General features: G+C 59.5%; 21 protein-coding genes. 17 read left to right on the forward strand and 4 right to left on the reverse strand.

Annotated elements, in window-relative coordinates; genetic code table 11:
* Positions 1 to 83 precede the first annotated feature (83 nt).
* Both I6E52_RS00545 and I6E52_RS00550 read left to right on the forward strand, forming a co-directional pair.
* On the forward strand, positions 84 to 1,409 hold the full coding sequence (locus I6E52_RS00545; protein ID WP_197154202.1) for a MinD/ParA family protein: 1,326 nt from the start codon (positions 84 to 86) through the stop codon (positions 1,407 to 1,409).
* Between the two features lie 4 nt (positions 1,410 to 1,413).
* A complete protein-coding gene (locus I6E52_RS00550; RefSeq protein ID WP_197124932.1) occupies positions 1,414 to 1,905 on the forward strand; it encodes a peptide deformylase in 492 nt (163 codons plus the stop codon).
* Positions 1,906 to 2,043: 138 nt separating this feature from the next.
* On the opposite strand, the gene I6E52_RS00555 is transcribed toward I6E52_RS00550, so the two are convergent.
* Complete coding sequence (locus tag I6E52_RS00555; protein ID WP_197154203.1) at positions 2,044 to 3,867, reverse strand: long-chain fatty acid--CoA ligase; 1,824 nt, start codon at positions 3,865 to 3,867, stop codon at positions 2,044 to 2,046.
* 161 nt (positions 3,868 to 4,028) lie between these two features.
* On the opposite strand from I6E52_RS00555, the gene I6E52_RS00560 reads away from it, so the two are divergent.
* Together I6E52_RS00560 and I6E52_RS00565 are read left to right on the forward strand one after the other, a co-directional pair.
* The gene (locus tag I6E52_RS00560; protein WP_197105512.1) at positions 4,029 to 4,712 is read left to right on the forward strand and encodes a 1-acyl-sn-glycerol-3-phosphate acyltransferase; all 684 of its coding nucleotides are present in this window, start codon (positions 4,029 to 4,031) and stop codon (positions 4,710 to 4,712) included.
* Positions 4,713 to 4,852: 140 nt separating this feature from the next.
* Positions 4,853 to 6,223, forward strand: a complete 1,371-nt coding sequence (locus I6E52_RS00565) for a class II 3-deoxy-7-phosphoheptulonate synthase (protein ID WP_307842297.1) — start codon at positions 4,853 to 4,855, stop codon at positions 6,221 to 6,223.
* Between the two features lie 115 nt (positions 6,224 to 6,338).
* On the opposite strand, the gene pknB is transcribed toward I6E52_RS00565, so the two are convergent.
* Both pknB and I6E52_RS00575 read right to left on the reverse strand, forming a co-directional pair.
* The gene (pknB, locus tag I6E52_RS00570; protein WP_197154204.1) at positions 6,339 to 8,312 is read right to left on the reverse strand and encodes a Stk1 family PASTA domain-containing Ser/Thr kinase; all 1,974 of its coding nucleotides are present in this window, start codon (positions 8,310 to 8,312) and stop codon (positions 6,339 to 6,341) included.
* Between the two features lie 58 nt (positions 8,313 to 8,370).
* Positions 8,371 to 9,840 carry a LysM peptidoglycan-binding domain-containing protein gene (locus tag I6E52_RS00575; RefSeq protein ID WP_231601718.1) on the reverse strand — a complete coding sequence of 490 codons (1,470 nt, stop codon included), beginning with the start codon at positions 9,838 to 9,840 and terminating at the stop codon, positions 8,371 to 8,373.
* Positions 9,841 to 10,044: 204 nt separating this feature from the next.
* Between I6E52_RS00575 and I6E52_RS00580 the strand changes: the two genes are divergently transcribed.
* Positions 10,045 to 10,386 (forward strand): Rv2175c family DNA-binding protein, encoded by a 342-nt coding sequence (locus I6E52_RS00580; protein ID WP_197124927.1) that lies wholly within the window; start codon positions 10,045 to 10,047, stop codon positions 10,384 to 10,386.
* Positions 10,387 to 10,472: 86 nt separating this feature from the next.
* Here I6E52_RS00580 and I6E52_RS00585 read toward each other — a convergent pair whose 3' ends face one another.
* The gene (locus I6E52_RS00585) at positions 10,473 to 11,591 is read right to left on the reverse strand and encodes a polyprenyl synthetase family protein (RefSeq protein WP_197154205.1); all 1,119 of its coding nucleotides are present in this window, start codon (positions 11,589 to 11,591) and stop codon (positions 10,473 to 10,475) included.
* 73 nt (positions 11,592 to 11,664) lie between these two features.
* Here I6E52_RS00585 and I6E52_RS00590 point away from each other — a divergent pair, with 73 nt between their 5' ends.
* The 12 genes from I6E52_RS00590 (at position 11,665) to I6E52_RS00645 (ending at position 25,095) form a co-directional block, all read left to right on the forward strand.
* Positions 11,665 to 12,048, forward strand: a complete 384-nt coding sequence (locus I6E52_RS00590; protein WP_197154207.1) for a DUF3040 domain-containing protein — start codon at positions 11,665 to 11,667, stop codon at positions 12,046 to 12,048.
* A gap of 244 nt (positions 12,049 to 12,292) precedes the next feature.
* On the forward strand, positions 12,293 to 12,724 hold the full coding sequence (gene mraZ / locus I6E52_RS00595; RefSeq protein WP_129071303.1) for a division/cell wall cluster transcriptional repressor MraZ: 432 nt from the start codon (positions 12,293 to 12,295) through the stop codon (positions 12,722 to 12,724).
* Between the two features lie 98 nt (positions 12,725 to 12,822).
* Positions 12,823 to 13,776, forward strand: coding sequence for a 16S rRNA (cytosine(1402)-N(4))-methyltransferase RsmH (gene rsmH / locus I6E52_RS00600; RefSeq protein WP_197154209.1), 954 nt, complete (start codon positions 12,823 to 12,825; stop codon positions 13,774 to 13,776).
* On the forward strand, positions 13,773 to 14,396 hold the full coding sequence (locus I6E52_RS00605; RefSeq protein WP_197154211.1) for a hypothetical protein: 624 nt from the start codon (positions 13,773 to 13,775) through the stop codon (positions 14,394 to 14,396). Before rsmH ends, I6E52_RS00605 begins: the two co-directional genes overlap by 4 nt.
* A 28-nt stretch (positions 14,397 to 14,424) precedes the next feature.
* Entirely contained in the window at positions 14,425 to 16,158 is a 1,734-nt protein-coding gene (locus tag I6E52_RS00610) for a penicillin-binding protein 2 (protein WP_197154213.1), read from the forward strand.
* Between the two features lie 38 nt (positions 16,159 to 16,196).
* Complete coding sequence (murF, locus tag I6E52_RS00615) at positions 16,197 to 17,600, forward strand: UDP-N-acetylmuramoyl-tripeptide--D-alanyl-D-alanine ligase (protein WP_197154215.1); 1,404 nt, start codon at positions 16,197 to 16,199, stop codon at positions 17,598 to 17,600.
* Positions 17,597 to 18,694, forward strand: a complete 1,098-nt coding sequence (gene mraY, locus I6E52_RS00620; protein WP_197154217.1) for a phospho-N-acetylmuramoyl-pentapeptide-transferase — start codon at positions 17,597 to 17,599, stop codon at positions 18,692 to 18,694. The genes murF and mraY overlap by 4 nt, the downstream gene beginning before the upstream one ends.
* A 2-nt stretch (positions 18,695 to 18,696) precedes the next feature.
* Entirely contained in the window at positions 18,697 to 20,223 is a 1,527-nt protein-coding gene (murD, locus tag I6E52_RS00625) for a UDP-N-acetylmuramoyl-L-alanine--D-glutamate ligase (RefSeq protein ID WP_197154218.1), read from the forward strand.
* The gene (ftsW, locus tag I6E52_RS00630) at positions 20,180 to 21,574 is read left to right on the forward strand and encodes a putative lipid II flippase FtsW (RefSeq protein WP_197154219.1); all 1,395 of its coding nucleotides are present in this window, start codon (positions 20,180 to 20,182) and stop codon (positions 21,572 to 21,574) included. Before murD ends, ftsW begins: the two co-directional genes overlap by 44 nt.
* Entirely contained in the window at positions 21,571 to 22,665 is a 1,095-nt protein-coding gene (locus I6E52_RS00635; protein ID WP_197154220.1) for a glycosyltransferase, read from the forward strand. The genes ftsW and I6E52_RS00635 overlap by 4 nt, the downstream gene beginning before the upstream one ends.
* On the forward strand, positions 22,662 to 24,107 hold the full coding sequence (gene murC, locus I6E52_RS00640; protein ID WP_197154221.1) for a UDP-N-acetylmuramate--L-alanine ligase: 1,446 nt from the start codon (positions 22,662 to 22,664) through the stop codon (positions 24,105 to 24,107). Before I6E52_RS00635 ends, murC begins: the two co-directional genes overlap by 4 nt.
* On the forward strand, positions 24,094 to 25,095 hold the full coding sequence (locus I6E52_RS00645; protein WP_307842300.1) for an FtsQ-type POTRA domain-containing protein: 1,002 nt from the start codon (positions 24,094 to 24,096) through the stop codon (positions 25,093 to 25,095). The genes murC and I6E52_RS00645 overlap by 14 nt, the downstream gene beginning before the upstream one ends.
* The last annotated feature ends 15 nt before the right edge of the window (positions 25,096 to 25,110 follow it).

Raw genomic sequence — 25,110 nt, forward strand, 5'->3', positions numbered from 1 at the left:
CGTGATCGTTGTAACCACATCGGTCACGTCTCGCTCGTTAACGCGGTAAAGTGGTGTGTTTGCTTTCTGGAGGGGATCGATACGTGACTACGAAGCGCAATGAACCTGATGTGCAGCCGTCCGTCGACGCGCACGATACGTCGACCGATCACGATGCGAAGGAGTCGACGGTTGAGCAGGCCCCGAACACCGACAACGTGACGTTCACGCTCTCGCTGCCGGTCGCTGTTCGCGAGACCCCTGAGCATGAAGCTGCCGTGGCGATTGACGATGTTGCTGTCAACGCTCATCATGTCGATGTCGCCTCCATGGCAACCACCACAATCACGTTCGCGCCGGAGTCGGTTGTGACTATCCCGCCCGAGTCCGTGCCTGAAGCGGCTGTTATTCCGGAGCTGCCACCAACAGACCGTCCGACGACTCGTCGCGGTCGCCAGCGCACCGAGGTGCGCACCACGACGCCAGAGACGGCGACGATGCTGACGGCTGAGCGCCTTATCAACCCTGGCAAGAAGAACCGCACCGCGGCGCCCGAGGGATTTTTCCAAGAACTCGTTTACGCTGCGACGTTCCATCTCGTGAACCTCGGCGATTCGTACCGCGTGAAAGAGCGCAAGGCTCTTGAGGCTCGTGTTACCAAGACTTTTGTCGGTGGAACGCGTTTCGTTCCTGTTCTCACGCGCAAGGGTGGGGTGGGCAAGACCACGATCACAGCTCTTCTGGGGATGGCCTTGGCCGATACCCGCGAGGACCGCATTATTGCGATCGATGCCAACCCCGACCGCGGAACGCTTGCCGAGCGAATCGACAAGCAAACTCGTGCGACGGTTCGCGATGTCGTGATGCGTGCGGAGTCGCTCCACACGTTTAGCGAATTCCAAACCGTGGTATCTCGTGACGAGACTCGCCTCGACGTTTTGGCATCCGACACTGACCCGCATGTGTCAGAAGCATTCGACGAAAACGACTACAACGTTGTCGCCGACATGGCCGAGCGTTTCTATTCGGTCGCTATCACTGACTGTGGCACGGGAATTGTTCACTCGGTTATGCGGGCAACGCTGCAGCGAGCTGACTCGATTGTCATCGTTTCCGGTGGCAGCGTAGACGAAGCGCGTCTCGCGTCAGAGACTCTGACGTGGCTCGAATCCAATGGGCACGAAGATCTCGTCAAGAACGCTGTCGTGGCTATCAACACCGCCACTCAGGGCACCAACTTGGTGAAGCTTGAGGAGATCGAGGCTCATTTCAAGTCGCGCGTGCGTGAGATCGTTCGCGTGCCCTACGACCCCAGCTTGGCTACAGGGTCCGTTGTGCATTACCGCGACCTCAACAGGTTGACCAAGGCTGCTGCTCGCGAACTCGCGGCGGTTGTCATGGATGGTCTTCCCGCAGTTCGGGCTAACTGACACTATGGCTGTTCGTGAGATTCGCCTTTTTGGCGATCCCGTCCTTCGCTCAGCATGCGATCCCATTGTCATCGGCGATCCCCGTGCTGCTGCCCTCATCGACGACCTTATTGAGACGGTCAAGCTGCCTGGCCGCGCCGGCCTCGCCGCTAACCAAATCGGTGTCGGCTTGCGCGCATTCAGCTACAACATTGACGGCGATATCGGCTACATCATCAACCCGGTGCTTGAGGAAGTGTCGGGGGAGTCGGAACTGGTGGATGAGGGCTGCTTGTCTGTGCCCGGCTTCTATTTTTTACGCCGTCGCTATCCTTTCGCCCGCGTCACGGGAGTAGACCTCGCGGGCGAGCCCGTCGAACTCAGCGGCGAAGGGCTCATGGCTCAGGCGTTGCAGCACGAGACCGATCATCTCGATGGCCATTTGTATATCGAGGGCCTCGAGCCTGAGGCTAAGCGCGAAGCGATGCGCGCAATCCGTCAGGCGCCCTGGTACTAAACCTCAGCCACATCACGCCCCTCTCGTTTCAAGAGATCGCGTGTAATTGAGTGCGCCCGTTAGCGAACGTTTGCGGGGGATCACACGCTGAAGGCCCCGCCATACTTGCGTATGACGGGGCCTTCAGCGTGTGTAGTGCTACTTCAGCGAGATTCCTTCTGTCGCCGGTGAGTTTGAGTACAGTGAGTCGATTACATCGGCAAAGTCAGCCAGAATCACATTGCGCTTGATGCTCATCTTGGGCGTCAGGTGACCGCTCTCTTCGGTGAGGTCCGCATCGAGGATGTGGAACTTACGGATTGACTCGGCACGGGAGACTCGAGAGTTTCCCACGTCAATCGCGCGCTGGACTTCGGCGAGTACTGCAGGATTTTTCGCCGCCTGCTCTAGTGTCCAGGTTGCGTCGAGCCCGTTGTTGGCGAGCCACACGGGCAGCATTTCTTCATCGAGGGTGACGAGGGCCGAAATAAACGGACGCTGTTCACCAACGACGATGACTTGGCCGATGATCGGGTTAGCGCGGATGGGGTCTTCGAGTGCCGCGGGAGCAACATTCTTGCCGCCGGCGGTCACAATGATTTCCTTCTTGCGACCGGTGATCTCGAGGTAGCCATCGTCGTCGAACTGACCGATATCTCCGGTCTTGAACCAACCGTCTTCAAAGACGTCGTCGGTGGCAGCCTGGTTGTTCCAGTACCCGTCGAAGACGCACACGCCCTTGGCCTGAATCTCACCGTCGTCGGCAATCCGCACCGAAACGCCGGGGAGCGGCGGGCCGACCTTGCCGATCTTGAAGTTAGACGGCTTGTTGACCGATATGGGGGCGGTGGTCTCGGTGAGTCCGTAGCCCTCGAGGATCGTGAGGCCGAGGCTGCGGTAGAAGTGACCGAGGCGCAATCCGAGAGGTGCAGATCCGGAGACCGCATACTTGACGCGCCCGCCGAGTGCTGCGCGAATCTTGGAGAGCACGAGACGGTCGAAGACAGCGAACTGGATCTTGAGCCCCAGCGGTACGTGTCCCTCGTCGAGCGCCTTCGAGTGCGCGATCGCGACATCGGCAGCCTTGCGGAAGATCTTGCCTTTGCCGCCCGCTTCGGCCTTCTGCTCTGAGGAGTTGTAGACCTTCTCGAATACCCGCGGCACAGCCAAAAGGAACGTCGGCTTGAACGACGCCATCGAGGGCAGCAGAAGCTTGGTGTCAGGCTGGTGGCCGACCTTGACGCCTCCGTGGACACAGAGGATCGAGATGAAGCGAGCAAAGATGTGCGCTGTCGTAATGAAGAGCAGCGTGCTCGAATCGGGGTTGACGACTTCGGGGATCGCCTTTTGCGAGTTGCGGCACAGCTCAACAAAGTTGGAGTGCGTGATGATGCAGCCCTTGGGCTTTCCGGTGGTTCCCGAGGTGTAGATCAGCGTCGCGAGATCGGAGCCCTTGGCCAGATTACGGCGACGTTCGATTTCTTCATCGGTGACGTCGGTGCCCGACTTGGCGAGTTTGTCGAGGTCTCCCAAATCGATCTGCCACAGATTGGCGATGCCGGGCACGTCGGCGCGAATCTCGTCGAAGCGCGCGAAGTGATCGGGTGTTTCTGTGATCATCCCGGTCGCGCCGGAGTCCGTGATGTTCCACAGAATCTGGCTGGGCGAGCTGGTCTCGTAAATTGGCACGAGCACTGCGCCCGCAAACCAAGTCGCGAAGTCAATGAGCGTCCACTCATAGCGGGTCTTGCACATGAGGCCAATTTTGTCGCCGGGCTCAATGCCAGCAGCGACTAGTCCCTTGGCGAGGGCTTTCACTTGGGTAAGAAACTCTGACGAAGTCACATCGCTCCAGCCACCATTGGCGGTGGGGAGCGAGAACAACGCGTTATTGGGTGTGGCCGCAACGCGATCCATCAATAGATCGGTAGCGTTTGCTTCCGGGTCAGCCTCAACTAGGGCTGGTACATCAAACTGTTTCACGGCAACTCCTTTGGCACCGGTAGGTGGTCTACTCCACTCTAGCGAGGTCAGGCTCGCCTAACCACGTGCGCATTGGCGCGTGAGAAAATTTGCACCCGTTTGTGGGGTACGTTCCGGCAAACGGTAGAGTGGGGAGTCCCGCGACGAGGAATTGAGGTGCCATGTTCTATTGGTTTATGAAGAATCTGGTTGCCGGTCCCATCTTGAAGACCGTCTTCCGTCCGTGGGTTTCCGGTCTTGAGAACGTTCCTCGCAAGGGCGGCGTCATCTTGGCGAGCAATCACTTGTCGTTCATCGACTCGGTGTTCCTGCCGCTCATCATGGACCGACGCATCTTCTTTCTCGCCAAGAGTGACTATTTCACTGGGCGTGGCATTAAGGGCTGGCTCTCGCGTGCGTTCTTTAACGGCACGGGGATGCTGCCGATTGACCGTTCCGGCGGCAAAGCTTCAGAGGCATCGCTCAACACCGGCCTAGCGGTTTTGGCTCGTGGAGAGGTACTCGGCATCTATCCCGAGGGAACGCGCAGCCCCGACGGCAAGATGTATCGCGGCCGTACTGGAGTCGCACGCATGATTCTTGAAGGCCATGTGCCGGTTGTTCCTGTCGCGATGATCGACACTGAAAAGGTCATGCCCATCGGCACGAAGATCCCTCGCATGGGCCGCATCGGAATTGTCTTCGGTGAGCCGCTCGACTTCAGCCGTTTCGAGGGCATGGAGGGTGACCGGTTCATCCTTCGCTCGATCACTGACGAGATCATGTATGAACTCAACCGCATTAGCGGTCAGGAGTATGTGGATGTCTATGCCACCTCGGTGAAGGACCGCGCCGCACGTCGTTAGTAACGGCGGGCTATTCACCGAAGCGTCTCGCCGTGCAGCAGTGCTGTAACGGTGACACTCAGCACCCACTTGTGCCGGTAGGCTCATAGTGGGTCACAAACCCGTTCATTTTCGCTGTAATTGTATGAAGGAAACTCCTCGTGGTCGACCCGTCAGAACCAGTCGTGCTTGCTGATCCCGCCGTGATTGCGGGTCTAGACAACTGGCGCACGCTCCCCATCAAACAGCAGCCACAGTGGCCCGATGCCGACGCCGTTGGCGAAGCATCCAGCAAGATTGCGTCGCTGCCGCCCCTGGTTTTCGCGGGCGAAGTAGATCGTCTGCGCACGCGTCTCGCGCGTGCGGCTCAGGGCGAAGCGTTCCTCTTGCAGGGCGGTGACTGTGCCGAGACTTTTGCGGGCGCGACTGCGCAGCAGATCAGCGATCGTGTCAAGACGATCCTGCAGATGGCTGTTGTGCTGACGTATGGTGCCTCGAAGCCCATCGTAAAGATGGGCCGCATGGCCGGCCAGTTCGCTAAGCCTCGGTCGAGCGACACTGAGACACGCGGCGACGTCACGTTGCCGGCCTACCGCGGCGACATCGTCAACGGTTACGACTTCACGCCGGAGTCCCGCACTGCTGATCCTGCTCGTCTGGTTGAGGGTTACCACACGGCAGCCTCGACCCTGAACCTCATCCGTGCGTTCACGCAGGGTGGCTTTGCTGACCTTCGTCAGGTTCATTCGTGGAACAAGGGCTTCGCTGCCAACCCGGCGAATCGCCAGTACGAGAGCCTTGCTAAAGAGATCGACAAGGCAGTGCGCTTCATGGAAGCAGCGGGAGCCGACTTCGACGAACTCAAGCGCACCGAGTTCTACTCGAGCCACGAGGGTCTCCTCATGGACTACGAGCGTCCGATGACGCGCATTGATTCGCGCACCGGCACGCCGTACAACACGAGCGCCCACTTCTTGTGGATCGGGGAGCGCACGCGCGACCTCGATGGTGCTCACATCGACTACTTCTCGCGACTGCGTAACCCGATCGGCGTCAAGCTCGGTCCGACTACGACGCCCGAGACCATGAAGCAGCTCATCGACAAGCTTGACCCTGAGCGCGAGCCTGGCCGTCTGACCTTCATCACCCGCATGGGCGCTGGCAAGGTTCGCGACGCGCTCCCGCCTCTGCTTGAGGCCATCAAGGAGATGGACGCGACGCCGCTGTGGATCACCGACCCGATGCACGGCAACGGGCTCACCACACCCACTGGCTACAAGACCCGTCGTTTCGACGATGTTGTTGATGAGGTCAAGGGCTTCTTCGAGTCGCACCGCGCTGCGGGAACCTACCCCGGTGGTATCCACATTGAACTCACTGGCGACGATGTCACGGAGTGCCTGGGCGGTTCAGAGCAGATCGATGAGGCTACTCTTGCGACTCGCTACGAGTCGCTGTGTGACCCGCGACTCAACCACATGCAGTCACTTGAACTCGCTTTCTTGGTAGCCGAGGAGCTTCGCGCTTTCTAGCACCACTGAAAACGCCCGCCATCCCCGCACTCTCTCAGGAGAGTGTCACGGGTGCCGGGCGTTTTTCGCGGTGTAGCGAGCCACAGCCCACTTGACGCTGTGGCGGGAACCGAAGCTAGATCTGCGGACCGTAAACGGTGACTTCAGAGCCGCGCTTGATCGCCTCGCCCGCTGACGGGTCGGTGCCGGAAACTATGGCGAGGCCGGAACCCCAGAACCCCTGCGGCAGGTCGGTCTCGACGTTGACGATGAAGTCGAGTTCCTCGAGCTCCGCGATGGCCCCATTGATTGTCTCTCCGGAAACGTCGGGCACCTGCACGAGGTCCGGGCCCTTCGAGATGATCAGGGTCGCAGTATCGCCTTCGCGGAATGTGCGGGCAACCCCATCCGCATTCTTTTCGGAGTCGATGGCAACCACGGTACCTTCTTGGCAGTCGCTGAATACTTGGATGCCGGTATCGGCGTTCAGCCCGACTCCGGCAAGGGTTTGCGTTGCTTCGTCGACGGTAGAGCACGTGACATCGGGCAGCGCGCCTGCGGAGATAACGAGGGTTACGTCTTGAAGCTCGCCGTAATTTTCGGCTCCGAGAATTGATGCGGAGTCTGCACCAAGCACATCAACGACGAGACCCGCCGCGATATCGCTGTCGAACTGTTTGATGATGGGCTCGACAAGGGTGAAGGGGGCTGCTTCGATAGCAGCGCGCGCTTCTTCTTCTGTCATTCCAGAGAAGTCAGGCACAGCGAGTGGGCGCGGCCCCTGCGAGATCAGTAGCTGCACGGGAGAGCCGTTCGGCACGCTCGCACCCACTTCTGGAGCGGAGTTCGCCACAAGGTCGACCGCGACCACTGGGTCGAAGGTTTCGCCGAGTTCATCGCTGACGACGAGCCCAAGGTCTTCCAAGATTGCTTGGGCTTCTTCGGGCGTTGCATTGCGGATGCTGTCAGGAATCGTCACTTGTGAGCCGGGGCCAGCCCCGAAGTACCAGCCAGCACCGGCTGCACCACCGACGAGCAGAACGATGAGGACGAGCAGCCACCAGCCGCGTGACTTTCGTTTCGTCGCGCGGGTCGACAGCGTGGTGGTGTTCTCGGACACTTGGGTCGGAGCCGGAGCGGCAACCTGCTGAAGCTCTGCGCCGAATACCTGGGTGTCTGCCGTCGAGTTCTGTGGTTCTTCCGCCGGAGCGCTCGGGAGCACCATCGTTCGCTGAACTGCAGTGGATGCCGTGGGCGGCAGCGCGGTCATGAGCGAACTGTGCGTTTGGTACAGCTGGTCGAGCAGCACTCGTGCGTCTTTGGGGCGGTCATCCGGCTCGCGCGCGGTCGCCCAGAGCACGAGATCGTCGAGTTCTGCGGGAACGAGGTGGTTGCGTGAGCTGGGGCTCGGCACGGCGTCATTGGCGTGCTGATAAGCAATCTGCATGGGTTGCTCACCCTTGAAGGGTTGCTCGCCCACGAGCATTTCGTACATCATGATGCCGACGGCGTAGATGTCGCTGCGGGTGTCAGCGAGTCCACGAGTCACAAGTTCGGGGGAGAGATACGCGATTGTCCCGAGCAGTGAGGCGCCGGTAGCGGTGTTGGCGCTAGCGGCACGGGCGAGTCCGAAGTCGGCGATCTTGATGCGGCCGTCGTCGGCGAGTAACACGTTCTCTGGTTTGAGGTCGCGGTGAACGATGCCAGCTTTGTGGGCGGCGGCGAGGCCGGCGAGCACGGCTTCCATAATGTCGAGCGTCTGCTCGGTTGTGAGGATGCGGTGTTCGAGCAGCAGATCGCGCAGAGTGATGCCGGGCAGGTATTCCATTACCAAGTAGGCCATGTCGCTGTCTTGCCCTTGGTCGAAGACGTTGACGACGTTGGGGTGGGCCAACCGTGCTGAGGATCGAGCCTCTTGAACGAAGCGTTCCTTGAACTTGCTGTCGTCGGCAAGGTGGCCGTGCATTACCTTGATGGCGACTTTGCGTTCGAGCCGTTGGTCGGTGGCAAGGTACACGGTTGCCATGCCGCCACGCGCGATGCGCGAACGAATCTGATACCGACCGTCGAGCAGACGGCCGATCATCGGATCAGTAGAGTTCGCATTCACCTTCAGAGTCTAAAGTTCTGAGCTTCGAGAGTGCCGCTAGACACGGCTATTCTGGCGCTTAGCCGAGCTGTTCTAGCCAAGATCGGGCGGATGTCTCCCATTTTGCGTATGCATCAGGGTGCGCTGAGATTTGAACGGCCTGTGCTGCTTGGGTCAGGCTCATGTTCTGCCAGCCCGAGATTTCCAACAATCCGCGCGTGATTCCCTTGTTGGGGTTGCTCGATCCGCCGTAGAACAGCCGCGCCGCATAAGACGGTGTGGTGAGTTGGCTGACAGTTCCCCAGCCTGAGCTTGGGCGCTGTTGGAAGAGGCCGACAGAGTCGCGGTCACCCCAGGTGAGGTTGCGCAAGCTCGACTCTTGCATGGCGGTGGCGAGCGCAATTGTGATGCCGTAGTCGGAGACGCCAAGATCGCGGCCGACTTGAATGATCACTTGGGCGTTCGCACGCATTTCAGAGTTGAGGTAGGTGACACTTCCGCCGGTGCTGGCGAGTACAGAGCTTGACGAGGGGATCGTCAGTTTGTCCCCGATGTAAATCACGGTTGACGAGGTTAGGCCGTTTGCGTCGAGTAGCGCTTGAGTGGAGATTCCGGCGCGCGATGCGATGGAGGAGGCGGTGTCACCAGAAACGACTAGGTAGGTGCTTCCCTCGACAGGAGCCGGGGCCGTTTCAGCGATAGGCGCTGGTTCGGACTCTGGTTCCACGACGGGGGCTGGGGCTTCGACCTCAACCTCGACTTCGGTGGGAGTCTCGACGACATCCGCTGCGGCATCCTCGGTGACGATTGATGACGCGTTCTCGCTAGGGGCGTCGTCGTCGGCGGTGAAATCGTACTCTTCGGTTTCCTGGCTGGGGGAACTCAAGTTGCCGGGAACTATCAGCAGCTGTCCCGGGTAGATGATGCTCGACCAGCCGAGACCGTTTGCTGACATCACTGAAATCGTTGAGACGCCAAATTTGTGGGCGATGCCGCTGATCGTGTCACCAGCGACGATCGTGTACTGACCGTTGGTGGTTTTGACGTGGTTCACGCTGGGGACGGTATTGACGACGTCCTTCGTCAGCTTGAGCTCTTGTCCGGGGAAGATCATTGATGACCAGCTCAGCCCGTTCAATGCCAAGACGGATGCTGTGGAGAGTCCATAGCGCGAGGCGATGTCGCTGACAGTATCGCCTTCAGCAACGCGGTAGCTCGCCGGAGCGGGCCCGATGATTGTGGTTGAAGCTTCGCTGATCGTCGTAGTTGCTACCCGAGTCGGCTTGGCGGCGCGTTCCGTCGAAAGTCGGGGATCGTCAGGCGTTTTAGCGTTGACGGGTTCTACTGGCCCGGTGAGGTTGAACGTCGCAGCGGCGAGTGACCCGACCAAGAGAACGGGAACGGTATTCATGACGCCACGGTTGACGCGGGCGCGCTGTTGAGCGATGCGTCGAGCTCGATCAGGTGATCCGACGGATGCTGCGGGCACTAGCCCCGCAAAAACGGTCGAAGCAATGTTGTCTGTGTCGTCAATTGTGAAATGTGTCATGGCGTTCTTCCTGCTCCCGGCCCCGAGAAGGTACATGTGATCACTGAGATCACCGGCTCAACGCTGTCACAGAAGCTTATTAGTGTCAACCATTGTGGCTAGTGTGACTGATGTGACTGGTGTTACCTAAGTTCACTAATGAATATTCTGGGTATGCCGTGCGAACTGTCAGGTTTAACTCCTGGGTCGTGGCAGTCTTAACGTGTGACTGAATCACCCACCATCAACTGGCTTACTGTTCCAGACCTCACCGAGCTCCTCGGACTCAAGGTGAGCCAAGTGCGTCGCCTCATTGAGGAAGGCGCCCTCCTCGCGAGCAAAATCGATGGAGTGTGGCAGGTTCCCGACGTATTCATCGTCGACGGATCGCCGCTGCGCGAACTGAGGGGCACCGTAATCGTTCTTTCGGACGCCGGATTCTCGTCCGATGAATCAATGAACTGGTTGCTCACTAGCGAGCCGAGTTTGGGCGTCGCGCCCGTTGAGGCTCTCCGAGCTGGTCGCAAGGCTGAAGTTCGCCGTGTCGCTCAGGCCCTCGGTTTCTAAGCACGCTCAGCGCGGCAGCGCACTAGTGCACGGGCGGCCACACTCTGTGGCGCCCAGCGCTCTAATCGCTCGAGCTCACTAGCGCCCTAGAACGATCGCGTTGTAGCGGCTTCGGCCAATTCGAGGAGGCGGGCACGCGCCGTCGGCGCGAGGTTTGCTGTCTCGATTGCCTCACACGCGCGTTCGAGGTTGCGGGCGATAACCTTCTCTACCTTTGCGACAGCACCAGATTCTTCGAGCGTTGAACGAATCATGTTCACTTGCTCATCGCTGAGATCGGGGTCGCCGAGCAGCTCGTCCAGGATGGCGTTGGCGCTGGTCGAGAGTTTTTCGCGAGCGATCGCAATGATTGCTGTGCGCTTGCCTTCGCGCAGGTCGTCGCCGGCGGGCTTGCCCGTCACTTCGGGATCTCCGAAAATGCCGAGCACGTCATCGCGCAGTTGGAACGCAACGCCAAGGGGAAGCCCGAAGCTGCGGAGCGCAGCCATTTGCTCGTCGGTGCCGGCACCCAGACTGGCGCCGAGCGCGAGCGGGGCCTCAACGCTGTACTTCGCAGACTTGTAGATTAAGACACGCTGCGCACGGTCGAGGGCTTCTGACTCGGGGTAGCTTGCCCACGCGCTCTCATCGTGGATGTCTAAAAACTGCCCAGCCATGACCTCTGTGCGCATCGTCATGAATTCCTTGCGCGCCGCCAGAGCTGAGGGGCGGGGGAGCGTAGCGATACCGCGCCCTAAGAGCTCGTCGCTCCAGCCCAAGAGCAAATCTCCGAGCAGGAGTGCGGATGATTCTCCGTATGCTTCGGCACTGCCACTCCATCCGCCGTCGATGTGCATTTTTTCGAAGCGGCGATGAGCGGAAGGCGCACCGCGGCGGGTGTCGGAGCGATCCATGATGTCGTCGTGCACGAGTGCTGCCGCGTGGAAGAGTTCGAGGGCGGATGCCGAAAGCAACACACCCGTGAGGTCTTTACTCGCGGAGTTCTCAGCGAAGGGGTCGTCAGACGAGGAGAGACCGGCGACTGATTGCCATCCCCAGTAACAGAACAGCGCCCGAAAACGCTTGCCGCCCGCGAGAAGCCCACCACCGACGTCGGTGAGGGCTGTCAACTCGGGGGCGATCGCATTAAGTTCATCGCGCTTCTCGGTGAGAAACTCGTCGATTTTCAGCTGGACAAGGTCAACTAACTGGTTACTCTCAGGCACCCGTCTAGCCTACCTAGTGAATGGAGGCGTACTATAGAGATCTAGCCGTGAATCCCAGAGAGAGGGGAACGGAATGCCGCTTTCAGAGCAAGAGCAGCGGGCCCTCGACGAGATGGAGCGCAGCCTCTATCAAAACGATGCCGATTTCGTCAGCGCAGTCAGCCCCCGCAAAGGTAAGCCCAACTATCGAATGATGGTTGTTGGCGTGCTTGTCGGGGTCGCCGGAATCATTGCGTTACTGACGGGTGTCATCATCCAGCAGCCTCTTGTCGGCGTGCTTGGGTTCGTCGTCATGTTTGTTGGTGTGTTGCTTTTCGTAGCGCCACCGCGTGCCGGAGACGCCGACGAAATGCCTGAACCGTCATCTGCCTCGTCTGGCCGCTCGGCTAAGCGCGGCACCTCGTTTATGGACACGATCAACCAGCGTTGGGATCGCCGCCAGGACGGCAATAGCTAGCTCCCACTCCCTCCACTTTCAAGGACCAGCCTTCGGGCTGGTCCTTTTTTTGTGCCCTGATTGGGGTTGACGACCCACAATCGGTCATTTTCGCTCCATTTTCCTCCACCCCAAAATTCCTTGTAATTGCTGGGCTCTGTGGATAACTTTCACGCAGTTTGCCGAAAAACCTTAGATATGTGGTTGAAAGTGGAGTAAAGTGGAGGCAACCAGAATCCGGGCCGGAGATTGAGGGGAGGGCGCCGTGTTTCTAGGCACCTACGCCCCCAAGCTCGACGACAAGGGCCGTATCATCCTGCCGGCGAAGTTTCGTGAGGAACTCGCATCGGGCGTTGTGGTCACTCGTGGCCAAGAGCGCTGCCTCTACGTGTTCAGTCAGCGCGAGTTTGAAGTAATGCACGAAGCGATTCGCAAGGCGCCGGTCACGAGCAAGCAGGGTCGCGATTTTTTGCGTCTCTTTCTTTCTGGCGCTAACCAAGAGACGCCTGACAAGCAGCACCGGGTAACGATCCCCGCTGGGCTACGCGAGTATGCCGGGCTGGGGCGCGACCTGACTGTGATTGGCGCGGGTAACCGCGCTGAAATCTGGGACACCGAGGCCTGGAACAACTACTACGAGGCCACCGAGGCCGATTTCGTCAATACCACCGAGGAGGTGATTCCGGGACTCTTCTAGCTCTTCGACGCTGACTCCCAGCCGAACGCCCTGATTTTCTTCCCCGATATCAGGTCGAGTCGGATGGGGATCAGCATCTGAGAACTAGCCCTAACACCATGGCTGACAACACCATTCACACCCCAGTACTCCTTGAGCGCTCGATTGAGTTGCTCGCTCCAGCGCTGAACGCACCGGGAGCAGTTCTGGTCGACGGAACTCTCGGGATGGCCGGACATGCGGAGGCATTCCTCCAGCGGTTCCCCGACCTCACACTCGTGGGCATTGACAGAGACGAGGACGCTCTTGCTATCGCTCGACGTCGGCTTGAGCCTTTCGCTAGCCGCACGCACTTTGTTCATGCTGTCTACGACGAAATTCCGCAGGCACTCGATTCGTTGGGAATCTCGTCAGTCGAAGGCATCTTTTTCGACCTCGGAGTCTCATCCCTTCAACTCGACCGTGTTGAGCGCGGGTTCTCCTATTCTCAAGACGCTCCGCTAGATATGCGCATGGATGCCTCGACGCCGGTCACGGCCGAGCACATCCTCGCCACCTACAGCGAGCTCGAACTCCGTCGCATCTTCTACGCCTACGGCGACGAAAAACTTGCACCGCGATTTGCTAGCCGCATCGTGCAGTTCCGCGAACAGCAGCCGCTGACGACATCCGCTCAATTGGTGGAGCTCGTCATTGCCGCCACTCCCGCGGCGGCCCAGCGTGCGGGACATCCTGCCAAGCGTGTGTTTCAGGCGTTGCGCATCGAAGTGAACCAAGAACTGTCGGTTCTCGAACGGGCGATTCCCGCCGCGGTCGATTCCCTCGCCCTCGGCGGACGGATGGTCGTGTTGGCGTACCAGTCGCTGGAGGACCGCATCGTCAAGCGCGAGCTACAACGACGCGCCAAGTCCACCGCTCCAGCCGGACTTCCCGTTGAGCTTCCCGAGCACAAGCCGGAACTCAAGCTACTTGTTCGTGGATCAGAGCAAGCCAGCGAAGCAGAACAAGCCCTTAACCCCCGAGCAAAGCCCGTTCGACTGCGAGCGATAGAACGAATGCGAGTCATCTCATGAGCACTAACCTCGCTCACGCTCAGCCACTGCCGCTTCACCAGCCAACCGCACGTCCGTCTCACATTGAGATTGTTACGACGAAGGCACAGCGCAAAGCTCGACCGCGCATGCTGTACGCGGTAGTTACTGTCGCAAGTTTTTTCGTGATCCTTGCTGCGCAACTCCTGCTCAGCATTGTGGTGACTCAGGGTGCTTACCAAATTGACTCTTTGCAGTACGAGCAGAAGGTGCTTATCCGCACGGAGCAGAGCTTGCTCGAGTCCCTTTCTTTGCAGTCGTCATCTCAAAATCTTGCTGCTCAGGCGGCTGGGTTTGGCATGGTGCCCAACGCGACACCGTATTCGTTGAATATTTCTGATGGTTCTGTCTTCCGACTTCCTGGAAGCGCGGATCCGACCGGATGCGGTGGCAGTTGTGGCCTTGTCGGCAACACTCTTCTTACCGACGTTCCGCTCGTGAGCGCGGAGACGGCGGCTGCCGCTGCGGCGGCGGCAAAGACTGCTGCGGCGTCCGCCGCGACGACGGTTACTGCTGCTGCCTCGGGAACTGCTGCGACGGAGTCGGCTATCGCCGCGCCAGAGCCTGCGAATAACGCGATTCCTGCTCCTGTCACGCGATGATTGAGATGAACCTTCTGGGGGAGACTCGATGAAACCACGCTCAACTCGCGCGCGAGTGGCCTTTGTCATCCTCACAATCGTCGTCTTGACGGGCATTTTTGTTGTTCGTCTTGTTGACCTGCAGATCGTCCAGGCCGAAACGCTCAATGCGGAGGCGGACACCAAGCGAACGCTGACCCGGGTGACCTACGGAACCCGCGGCGACATCGTCGATACGAATGGTGCAGTGCTCGCTGACAGCGTCGAGCGTTTCGATATCGTCATCTCACCACGGGTGACTCTGCTGCGTGAGAATGCTTCCGTGGTGGTGCTCGAGGACTTGACGAAGATCACGGACATCATTGGGGGAGATCCCGATGAACTGCTCGCCATGATTCTGGACAACCCGGAATCCGACTTCGAGTATTTGGCGAAGGGCATCACTCTCGAGCAGTATCAGGCCGTTGGCGAGCTAGACATCACGTGGCTTTACTACGAGCTGAGCCCAGAACGCAGCTATCCGAACGGCGAAATCGCCGGTAACCTCGTGGGATTCATCGGCACAGACGGCCCTCAGGCTGGCGTCGAGCTGACGGGCGATGAGTGCCTCGCAGGCCAAGACGTTGAAGCGAGTTACGCGCGCGGTGAAGACGGCGTCGCGTTGCCCGGAAGCGCGGTCGAATCGATCGAACCGCAGGACGGTGGCACGCTCACGCTGACGATCGACCGAGATCTTCAGTTCTACGTTCAGCAGCGGATGGCGCAGACCGCGGAGTCCCTCGGCGCTACGTGGGCAACGGGTGTCGTGATGCGTGTCAGCGATGCTCACCTTCTTGCGGTTAGCGACTGGCCGACCGTGGACCCCAACAACGTCGACCTCGCTGATCGTGGCGCTTTGGGTTCGCGAGCATTTAGCACGCCGTATGAGCCTGGGTCGACGGTGAAGGCGTTGACTGCTGCCTCGTTGATCGACGCTGGAGTTGCCAACCAGCAAACGCAAGTTGTCTCGCCGTATGCGCTTGAACTGACAAACGGTGGCGGAACGATTAGCGATTCCTTCTATCACGAAGACCAGCGGCTGACCCTTGCGGGCGCTCTCGTTGAGTCATCGAACACGGCGATCGCGCAATATACGGACCTACTTGACGCGGCGTCTCGCCACGATTACCTGCAGGCCTTCGGGCTTGGCGAAGAGACCGGGATCGGTTTCAACGGTGAATCGAGCGGCACGCTCTATGAAGCCAAAGATTGGGACGCGCGCACCAACTACGCCGTTCAATTCGGGCAAGGACTGAGCACGACATCCATTCAGATGGCGAGCGCCTACCAAGCTCTCGGTAACGATGGCGTTCGCCTTCCCCCCGTGCTCGTGGAGGGATGCGAATGGCCTGATGGCACAGTCACCGATACTCCGTCCGCCGAAGGCACTCAGGTTATTTCCGAGACGGCTGCTGATCAGACTCTCCAAATGATGGAGATGGTGTACAGCTCTAGTGGTTCGGCTCCGAATCTTCAGATTCCCGGTTACCGGGTCGCGGTGAAGAGTGGAACGGCCCAGGTCGCCGAAAACGGTGCCTACGGCGGCGACGTAGTAATTTCCTACGCCGGCCTCGCCCCAGCAGACGACCCTGAGTACATTGTGATCGCGACAGCCGGGATCCCGGATAGCATATATTCCGGCGCCATTGCCTCGACGTTCCGCGACATTATGGCCCAAACGCTCACCACTTACCGTGTAACCCCGTCAAACACTTCGGGACCGGATCTGCCGTTGCGTTGGTGAGCTTCCCCCCCGCGTCAACTACCCCTGGAGCACATCACGTGATCGAACTGAGCATTGCCGAGATTGCCACCGCCGTCAACGGAGAACTCCGTGATGGCAGTGACGGTCAGCAACGCCTCCCTGCGAGCAGCGTGCAGACTGATTCGCGTCTCAATACTCCGGGCTCCATTTTCTTTGCTCTGCGGGGCGAAAGCACTGATGGTCATCTCTTTGCTGCCAAGGCAGTGGAAAATGGCGCAGCGCTCGTGATCGCCGAACGACCACTCGAGCTCGATGTTCCGCAGATCATTGTTGCGGATGGGGTAGCGGCTCTCCAAGCTCTCGCACGCACTGTCGTTGCTTCTGTGCGAAGCAAGGGTGATCTCCAAGTTGTCGCGGTAACCGGTTCCAACGGCAAAACGACGACGAAGAACATGTTGCGCGCGATTTTGGAGCGCCAAGGCGAAACGGTTGCCCCCGAGGGCTCGTTCAATAATGACGTCGGTGCGCCCATTACGATGCTCAACGTCACTGATTCCACGAAGTTTCTTGTTGTCGAGATGGGGGCAGACGGTCTCGGCGACATCACGCGCCTTCAGTCGATCGTCGTGCCCGATGTCGGTATTGTCCTGATGGTCGGCTTGGCTCACATTGGCAAATTTGGGGATGCCGCAGTCACGGCCCAAGCAAAGTCTGAGATGGTTTCCCATTTGCCGTCGACCGCGACTGCGGTTTTGAACGGTGATGACGGTCGCGTGAGGGCTATGGCGCAGCAGACGGAGGCTAAGGTTGTCCTCTTCGGCCTCGATTCGAGTGCTGCAGTATGGGCTGACGATATTCAGGCGACTTCTCACGGCACCGCTTTTGAGCTGCACATCGGCGGCGAGACGATTCCGGTGCAGCTACGTATTCTCGGCGAACACCACGTCACCAACGCGTTGGCCGCGATTTCGGCAGCGCGCGCTATGGGGATCGACCCTGCTCGCGCGGTTGAGGCGTTGGAGTCCATCGAACGCGCGGAACGTTGGCGAATGGAACTGTTGAAGGCGCCCGGTGGCATCACAGTCATCAATGACGCGTACAACGCGAGCCCTGACTCGATGGCGGCCGCGCTGAAGACGCTCGTTCAGATCGTTGGCCCCGAAAATCGCTCCGTTGCGGTGCTGGGGGAGCTTGCTGAACTCGGAGACTATGCGAACGACGAGCATGACCGCATCGGTCGGCTGATCGTGCGATTAAACGTGCAGAAGCTCATCGTGGTCGGTCACGCAGCTCGTCATATCCATAATGCTGCGGGCCTCGAAGGTTCGTGGGATGGAGAGTCGGTCCTCGTGGATAGCGTCGAAGAGGCATACGCTGTGCTGCGTGAAGAACTGCGAGAGGGCGACGTCGTGTTGGTGAAATCGTCGAACTCTGCTGGCTTGCGACACTTGGGCGACCGGATCGCCGGGGTGACCGCATGATCGCGCTCCTCGTCGCTGCTGGCTTCTCGCTCTTCTTTACGCTGCTGCTTACCCCGCTGTTCATCAAGCTCTTTGTGCGCTTGAAATGGGGCCAGTTCATTCGTGACGATGGTCCCGAGAGCCATCACACCAAGCGTGGCACTCCCACGATGGGTGGAATCGTCTTCATTTTGGGCTCGACGATCGGTTATTTCGTCGGACACTGGGTTGCTAGTGAGCCCGTAACTCTTTCCGGGCTTCTCGTGATCTACCTTATGGTGGGTCTCGGCGTCATCGGCTTCATCGATGACTTCATGAAGACTCGCAAACAGCGAAGCCTCGGCCTTGGCGGTTGGTCAAAGGTTGCCGGTCAGGTGATCGTCGCCGCGGGTTTCGCGGCCCTCGCCCTCAACTTCCCTGATCCTGGCGGACTCACGCCAGCATCCTCAAAGATTTCGGGATTGCGGGACATCGATTGGCTCGACCTCGCCACTTTCGGCGTAGTTATCGGTGCTATTTTGTTCGCCATCTGGGTGACTTTAATCATCGTCAGCACGTCGAACGGTGTGAACGTTGCCGACGGTCTTGACGGCCTCGCGACCGGGTCAGCGATCTTCGCGATCGCGTCCTACATCGTCATCGGGTTTTGGCAAGCTAATCAGTCGTGCAGCAACCCCAGCATCGATCGTGAAGTGCTCTACAAGTGCTACGAGGTCCGCGACCCGCTTGACCTCGCCATCATCGCCGCAGCGATCGTCGGCGCGCTTATCGGCTTCCTCTGGTGGAATACCTCGCCGGCACAGGTCTTCATGGGCGACACAGGTTCGCTTAGTCTCGGAGGCGCCCTCGCTGCTCTCGCGATCATGAGCCGCACCGAGCTGTTGCTTATCCTGATCGGTGGACTCTTCCTTATCGTTACGGGTTCCGTGATTCTGCAACGTGCTTACTTCAAGATCACCGGCGGTAAACGTATTTTCCTCATGAGTCCGCTGCATCATCACTTCGAGCTCAAAGGTTGGGCAGAAGTGACTGTTGTGGTGCGTTTCTGGCTTATTGCTGCGCTCTTCGTCGCGGCCGGCGTCGGAACCTTCTATCTGGAATGGATTAATCAGTAGTCGTGCGCGATTTCAACTCATTCACCAGCTGGAACTCGGCCTGGAGCGAACTGAGCGTCGCGGTCCTCGGGCTGGGGGCGACTGGCTTCTCAGCGGCCGACACCCTCACCGAACTTAAGGCTCGGGTTCTCGTGATCGCGGACGCGGCTTCCGATAACCGTGTTGAAATGGCGCAGGTCATCGGTGCCGAGCTGGCACTCGGCGGCAGCGCTGACGACCAGCTCGCTGCGATCACCGCGCATGCCCCAGACGTCGTCATCGTGTCGCCTGGCTATCCGCTCGATCACGTTCTCGTGGAGTGGTGCCGCACGAACGCTGTGCCGATGTGGACCGAGATTGAACTCGCCTGGCGTCTGCGCGACAAAACGGGTACCCCTGCCGAATGGATCGCCATCACCGGCACCAACGGTAAAACGACCACGGCGCAGCTGACCGCCCACATTCTGACAACGGCTGGTTTCCGGGCTGGGGCCGTCGGCAACATCGGCATTCCGGTGCTCGATGCGATTCGATACCCCGATGGCTTTGACTTTCTCGTCGTCGAGCTCTCGAGTTTTCAACTTCACGGGATGCCGCGCGAGGGCGCTGGTGCGATCTCACCGCTCGCGAGCGTCTGTCTCAATTTTGCCGACGACCATCTCGATTGGCACGGTTCTCGTGAGGCATACGCGCACGCAAAAGCGACCGTGTACGCCAACACGAAAATTGCCGCGGTTTACAATCGCGCGGTGCCCGAGACGCTGGCCATGGTCGAAAATGCTGAAGTGGTCGACGGATGCCGTGCAATCGGGTTCGGACTCGATACGCCTGGTCCCAGCGACTTCGGTATTGTCAGCGACCTGCTCGCTGACCGCGCGTTCGGCGATGACCGCCACAACGCTGCCCTCGAACTATTCACGCTCGACGAGCTGCGCCAGCGCAACCTCGCTGCGCCGCACATGGTCGCCAACATTCTCGCGGCGAGTGCACTCACTCGAGCCGCCGGCGTAAGCATCGAAGCGGTGCGTGAGGGAGTAGCTAGTTTCGAAATCGATGGCCACCGTAATCAAGTCGTGCTCGTCAGCGGGGGAGTGACGTGGATCAACGATTCCAAGGCCACTAATTCGCACGCCGCGAGTGCATCGCTTTCCGCGGCCGACCCTGTGGTGTGGATTCTGGGCGGCCTGCTCAAGGGCATTGATGTTGCGCCCTTGATTGAGAAACACGCTCGGAGACTTAAAGCTGCAATCGTCATTGGTAACGACAGGCTGGCAATACAGGCCGCATTCCAGCGACACGCGCCGCAGATTCCGGTGTTCGAGGTTGACCCGACTGACACTGATCACGTGATGCCCCGTGCCGTCGAGATGGCGCACGGAATCGCTACCGAAGGCGACACCGTCTTGTTGGCGCCTGCGGCAGCATCCATGGATCAATTCACGAGTTACGCAGATCGCGGAGACAAGTTCGCAGCAGCAGTGCTCGAACGAGTAGGAGGGAACGACGATGACGCCTCCTCAGCGACCACACCGACCCCAGCGGCCGAGTAGCGGGCCGACCAACGGGCCGAAAGCCTCGCAACCTGCCGCCGCATCCGCGGACGCATCTCCGAAGCAGCAGGAGCCTGTTGCCGCTCGCGTCCCGGTCAAACGCATTTTTTCAGGGGAATCGAGCAACTTTTTCCTGCTCTTGGGAACCACTCTCTTCCTCGTAATTTTCGGTCTTGTGATGGTGCTGTCCTCGTCATCGGTGGAGTCCTACGCCGCCGATCAAGGCTTCTTTGGCAGCTTCTTGCGTCAGGGGTTGTTCGCCCTCCTCGGCATCCCGCTGATGCTTGTTGCGTCACGCGCGCCGACGAAATTCTGGAAGCGGTGGGCTTTCCCCGGACTGGTGCTTGGCGCGATCTTGCAGCTTCTCGTTTTCGTCCCCGGTATCGGTTGGGGTTACGGCGGTAACCAAAACTGGATTCAAATCGGATCGTTCAGCGCACAACCGTCTGAGTTCGTGAAGGTCGCCATCATCATCTGGGTGGCCTGGGTGCTGTCGACCAAACAGGACATGTTGGATGATTGGCGTCAGGTTGTGCTCCCGGTCGTGCCGGTTGCCGGTGCCGCTATCGGGTTCGTGCTTATCGGCAATGACTTGGGAACAGCATCCATCATGCTTCTCATCGTCTTCGCATGCCTTTTCTTCGCCGGTGTACGGCTGAAGTTCCTGTCGATCGGTCTCCTCGCCGTTGTCGTCGGAGCGCTGCTGTTTGCCACCACAAGTAGTTCTCGTACCTCGCGAATTGATATCTGGTTGAACGGATGCACCGAGCTCGACTATCAGGACTCGTGCTGGCAAATCGATCACGCGTATTGGGCTCTTGCGGGCGGCGGTCTCTTTGGTCGCGGTCTTGGCAACTCGGTCGCCAAGCGCGGATGGTTGCCCCACGCCGATAACGACTACATTTTCGCGATCATCGGTGAAGAACTGGGCCTGATCGGCGCGATCGTCGTCTTGCTGTTGTTTGTTGTTTTGGCGATCGCTTTTATCCGCATCATCCGCACCACTAACGACAGCTTCGTTCGCATCGCTACCGCTGGCGTGATGGTGTGGACGGTCGGTCAGGCCTTCGTGAATTTTGCGGTGGTGCTGGGAGTTCTTCCCGTGCTTGGTGTGCCGTTACCGCTGATATCAACGGGTGGATCTGCGCTCATCGCGACCCTGTTGGCTATCGGGATCGTGTTGTCGTTCGCGAGATCGGACCACAAGGCCGCACAATCGAAGCCCCGACCCTCTGGGCCCGCAGCTCAACCAACATCCGCGCCGACGGCGGTGCCGACAGCGGCACCCGTTCAGACTGCAGCAGATCGCTCCCGCATGCTGGCGGCTAATCGAGCACGAGGACGCCGATGACTACTTACCTTCTTGCCGGTGGAGGAACCGCTGGCCACGTGAATCCGCTACTCGCCGTAGCCGAACGTATTCGCTGGAGTGAACCCGAAGCAGAGGTGCTGATTTTGGGCACCGAGGAAGGGCTAGAGGCTCGTTTGGTGCCTGCCCGCGGCTTTGAATTGCTCACGATTGCGAAGCTTCCATTTCCGCGTCGCCCGAACCGGGCGGCGTTGAAGTTTCCGGCGCGACTGCGCTCCACTATTGACGAGGTTGTCGCGATCATTGCCGAGCGCGGCGTGGATGTTGTCGTCGGCTTTGGTGGCTACGTTGCGGCTCCGGCATATTTGGGTGCGCGCAAGGCGGGAGTTCCCCTTGTCATCCATGAGGCCAATAGCCGCCCGGGAATCGCGAACCGTCTTGGTTCCTTTTTCACGAAGTTTGTCGGCACCGCTTTCGATCGCACGCCAATTCGTGGCGGTGTTGTCGTGGGGATGCCGCTGCGGGCCGAAATCGAGAAGCTCGATCGGTTTGCGGCACGCACCGAGGCCGACAGCTTTTTCGGTCTTGATCCTAAAAAGCCGACGCTTCTCGTGACCGGTGGTTCTTCGGGAGCCAAGCGCATCAACGACACCATTTCTGCTTCGATCACGCGCATTTTGGGCGCGGGCTGGCAAGTGCTGCACATCACGGGGGAGTATCGGGACGCTGTGGATGATCAGCAGCTCTCTGGCTATGTGGTCGTCAAGTACTGTGACCGCATGGAGCTCGCCCTCGCGGCGGCCGACCTCGCGATTGCGCGGGCGGGCACATCGACTGTCGCCGAACTAACGGGGCTCGGCGTTCCCGCTATTTATGTTCCGTACCCTGTTGGCAATGGTGAGCAGAAGTTCAACGCTCGAACGGCTGTAGAGGCTGGCGCCGCAATTCTTGTCATGGATTCCAACTTTGTACCTGAATGGGTCAGTTCCAACCTCGTTCCGATGTTGCGCAAGCGGGCCTTGATCGCAGACATGGCCGCTCGCGCCTCCAGCGTTGGTTCACTGGATGGTACTGACCGGATGCTCGCACTTGTTCATCTTGCTCTCGACCGCGATCTACCATTGACATCATGATCTTTCCTGATTTGTCTATGCCGTTGCCCGGACCACTGCGCTCGGCGCACTTTGTTGGTGTCGGTGGCGCAGGCATGAGCGGAATCGCCCGCATGTTTTTGGATGCCGGAATCACGGTTACCGGCTCCGACAAGGCGGCGAACGCAAACACCGCATCGCTGAACGCAGCGGGTGCCACGATCTCGATCGGCCATGACGCCGCTCACCTCGGAGATGCGGAAGCGCTGGTGTACACGGGCGCGCTCTGGCCCGATAATCCCGAGTACCTCGCTGCGGTTGAGCGTGGCATCCCTGTCTTGCACCGTTCTCAAGCCCTTGCTTGGTTAGTGGGATCGACCCGCTTAGTTGCCGTTGCGGGTGCTCATGGCAAGACAACGTCGACCGGGATGATTATCACTGCGCTGCGCGAGCTTGGCACGTCGCCGAGCTTTGTGAATGGCGGAGTGATTCAGGGTCTTGGCACCAGTTCGGGCTCAGGAACCGATGATTTATTTGTGGTCGAAGCAGACGAGTCTGATGGCTCATTCTTGCTGTACTCCACCGCTGTTGCCCTGATCACCAATGTTGATGCGGATCACCTCGACCACTACGGCTCCCACGACGCCTTCGATGACGCGTTCGTTGAGTTTGCGTCGCGTGCTACTGAGGCCGTCGTCGTGTCCAGCGATGATGCTGGCGCGATTCGGGTGACCAAGCGACTCACGCACGACAATGTGGTGACGTTTGGTGAAGCGGATGACGCGACTGTGCGCATCCATTCCGTCACGTCTCTCGGGCCCGTGGCATTCACGGTCGTTGTCGATGGTCGCGAAGAGCGGGTGCAACTCGCTGTTCCTGGGCACCACAACGCTCTTAACGCTGCAGGCGCGATTGCGGTACTGATCGGGCTTGGTCACGAACTGGGAGCCGCCATTGATGCGGTTTCCACTTTTGCGGGCACGCAGCGCCGTTTCGAGCTGCACGCTGTCGTCGATGGAGTGAGCGTGTACGACGACTACGCTCATCACCCCACCGAAGTCGAAGCAGCCCTCAGCGGCGCCCGCAGTGTGTTGGGCAACGGCCGGCTGATCGCTGTGCACCAACCTCACCTCTTCAGCCGCACCCGTGACATGGCGCCTGAATTTGCCGAGGTTTACGAACGCTTGGCAGACCACACCGTTGTTCTCGGAGTGTTCGGTGCGCGTGAGGACCCAATTCCTGGTGTCACCGGAGAACTCGTCTCGTCTGGTTTTGTCGATCCTTCGCGGGTTGACTACCAGCCCGACTGGGAGCTGGCGGCGCAACGCGTCGCTGAGATCGCTCAGGAGGGCGACATTGTCATGACTCTGAGCTGTGGTGATGTGTATCGCATCATCCCGCAGCTTGTCGCAGCGATCGATCGTTATCCCGTTGTCGAGGCATCCGAGACGGTCGCAGATCAGGTGCCGAGTGAAGAGGCCTGAAGGGTTCGATAAGTCTGCTGCCCAGCCGGATCCGCCTCCGGCGAAGTCTCGCCGAAAGCGTTCGTCGCAGCCGGAGAAAGATGCCACATCCTCCCGCGCGCCGAAGTCCGGGCCCTCCGTAGCGAAGCCGGAAGCGAAGCCCACAGCGGCGCCGAAGCCTGCGGCTGAGCCGCGTCAGCGCCTCACGAAGCAGCGCAAAGAACCCAATCCTGAAGCTCACGCGAAGCGCCAGCTTCGTCGTGCTGCGCTAGCTCGCAAGCGTGCAGAGAAAGCGGAGCTTCGCCGGTTCACTCGTCGCGCACGCACGCGTAAGTTTGTGTGGCTCTCGGTTTCTGGGCTCGTCGCCGTGCTGCTCGCTCTGATTGCGGTCGCTGTGTTCTCGCCGATTCTGGCGTTGCGCACGGTAGTGGTTGACGGAACGAACCGCATCGATCCCGCTGAGGTTCAAGCTGCCGTGGAGACCCAACAGGGAACGCCGCTTGCGCTTCTCGACTTTGACGCCATCAACGAAGAGCTGTCGGTCTTTCCGTTGATCCGCAGTTATGTCACCGAAATTGTGCCGCCCGATACTTTGCTCGTTCACATCGTTGAACGTGAACCGATCGGGTCAGTGAAGATCGACGGAGTGTTCACGTTGGTCGATCCCGCTGGCATCACCATTCAGGAATCAGCAGAAAGGATTCCCGGAGTACCGCTGATCGATATCGGGGGAGCGGATGTCTCGAGTTCTGCCTTCACCGCGGCGACAGAGGTGTTGTTATCTCTGCCAACGGAGCTTCGAGCGCGGGTCGAAAGCGTTTCTGCGACGACCAAGGATGATGTGTCCTTTGTGTTGACCGGAGTCGGTCAGCGTGTGGTGTGGGGCAGCGCTAGCGATTCGGACGAAAAGGCAGCTTTGCTCGAAGCACTTATCTCGACTCGATCGTCGGACGAAGCGGGCGAGTTCGACGTGTCAGCTCCCAGTAATGGCATTTTCCGTCCCAGCTAGCCCTTCGCGAGCACT

This window comes from Salinibacterium sp. NG253 (genome assembly GCF_015864945.1).
Lineage (GTDB): Bacteria > Actinomycetota > Actinomycetes > Actinomycetales > Microbacteriaceae > Rhodoglobus.

Coding starts and splice junctions, on each gene's coding strand:
- I6E52_RS00605 (WP_197154211.1), top strand. CDS start 13,773: ATGAGCACTAACCTCGCTCACGCTCAGCCACTGCCGCTTCACCAGCCA.
- rsmH (WP_197154209.1), top strand. CDS start 12,823: ATGGCTGACAACACCATTCACACCCCAGTACTCCTTGAGCGCTCGATT.
- I6E52_RS00590 (WP_197154207.1), top strand. CDS start 11,665: ATGCCGCTTTCAGAGCAAGAGCAGCGGGCCCTCGACGAGATGGAGCGC.
- I6E52_RS00550 (WP_197124932.1), top strand. CDS start 1,414: ATGGCTGTTCGTGAGATTCGCCTTTTTGGCGATCCCGTCCTTCGCTCA.
- I6E52_RS00635 (WP_197154220.1), top strand. CDS start 21,571: ATGACTACTTACCTTCTTGCCGGTGGAGGAACCGCTGGCCACGTGAAT.
- I6E52_RS00575 (WP_231601718.1), bottom strand. CDS start 9,840: ATGACACATTTCACAATTGACGACACAGACAACATTGCTTCGACCGTT.
- mraY (WP_197154217.1), top strand. CDS start 17,597: ATGATCGCGCTCCTCGTCGCTGCTGGCTTCTCGCTCTTCTTTACGCTG.
- I6E52_RS00560 (WP_197105512.1), top strand. CDS start 4,029: ATGTTCTATTGGTTTATGAAGAATCTGGTTGCCGGTCCCATCTTGAAG.
- murC (WP_197154221.1), top strand. CDS start 22,662: ATGATCTTTCCTGATTTGTCTATGCCGTTGCCCGGACCACTGCGCTCG.
- ftsW (WP_197154219.1), top strand. CDS start 20,180: ATGACGCCTCCTCAGCGACCACACCGACCCCAGCGGCCGAGTAGCGGG.
- I6E52_RS00610 (WP_197154213.1), top strand. CDS start 14,425: ATGAAACCACGCTCAACTCGCGCGCGAGTGGCCTTTGTCATCCTCACA.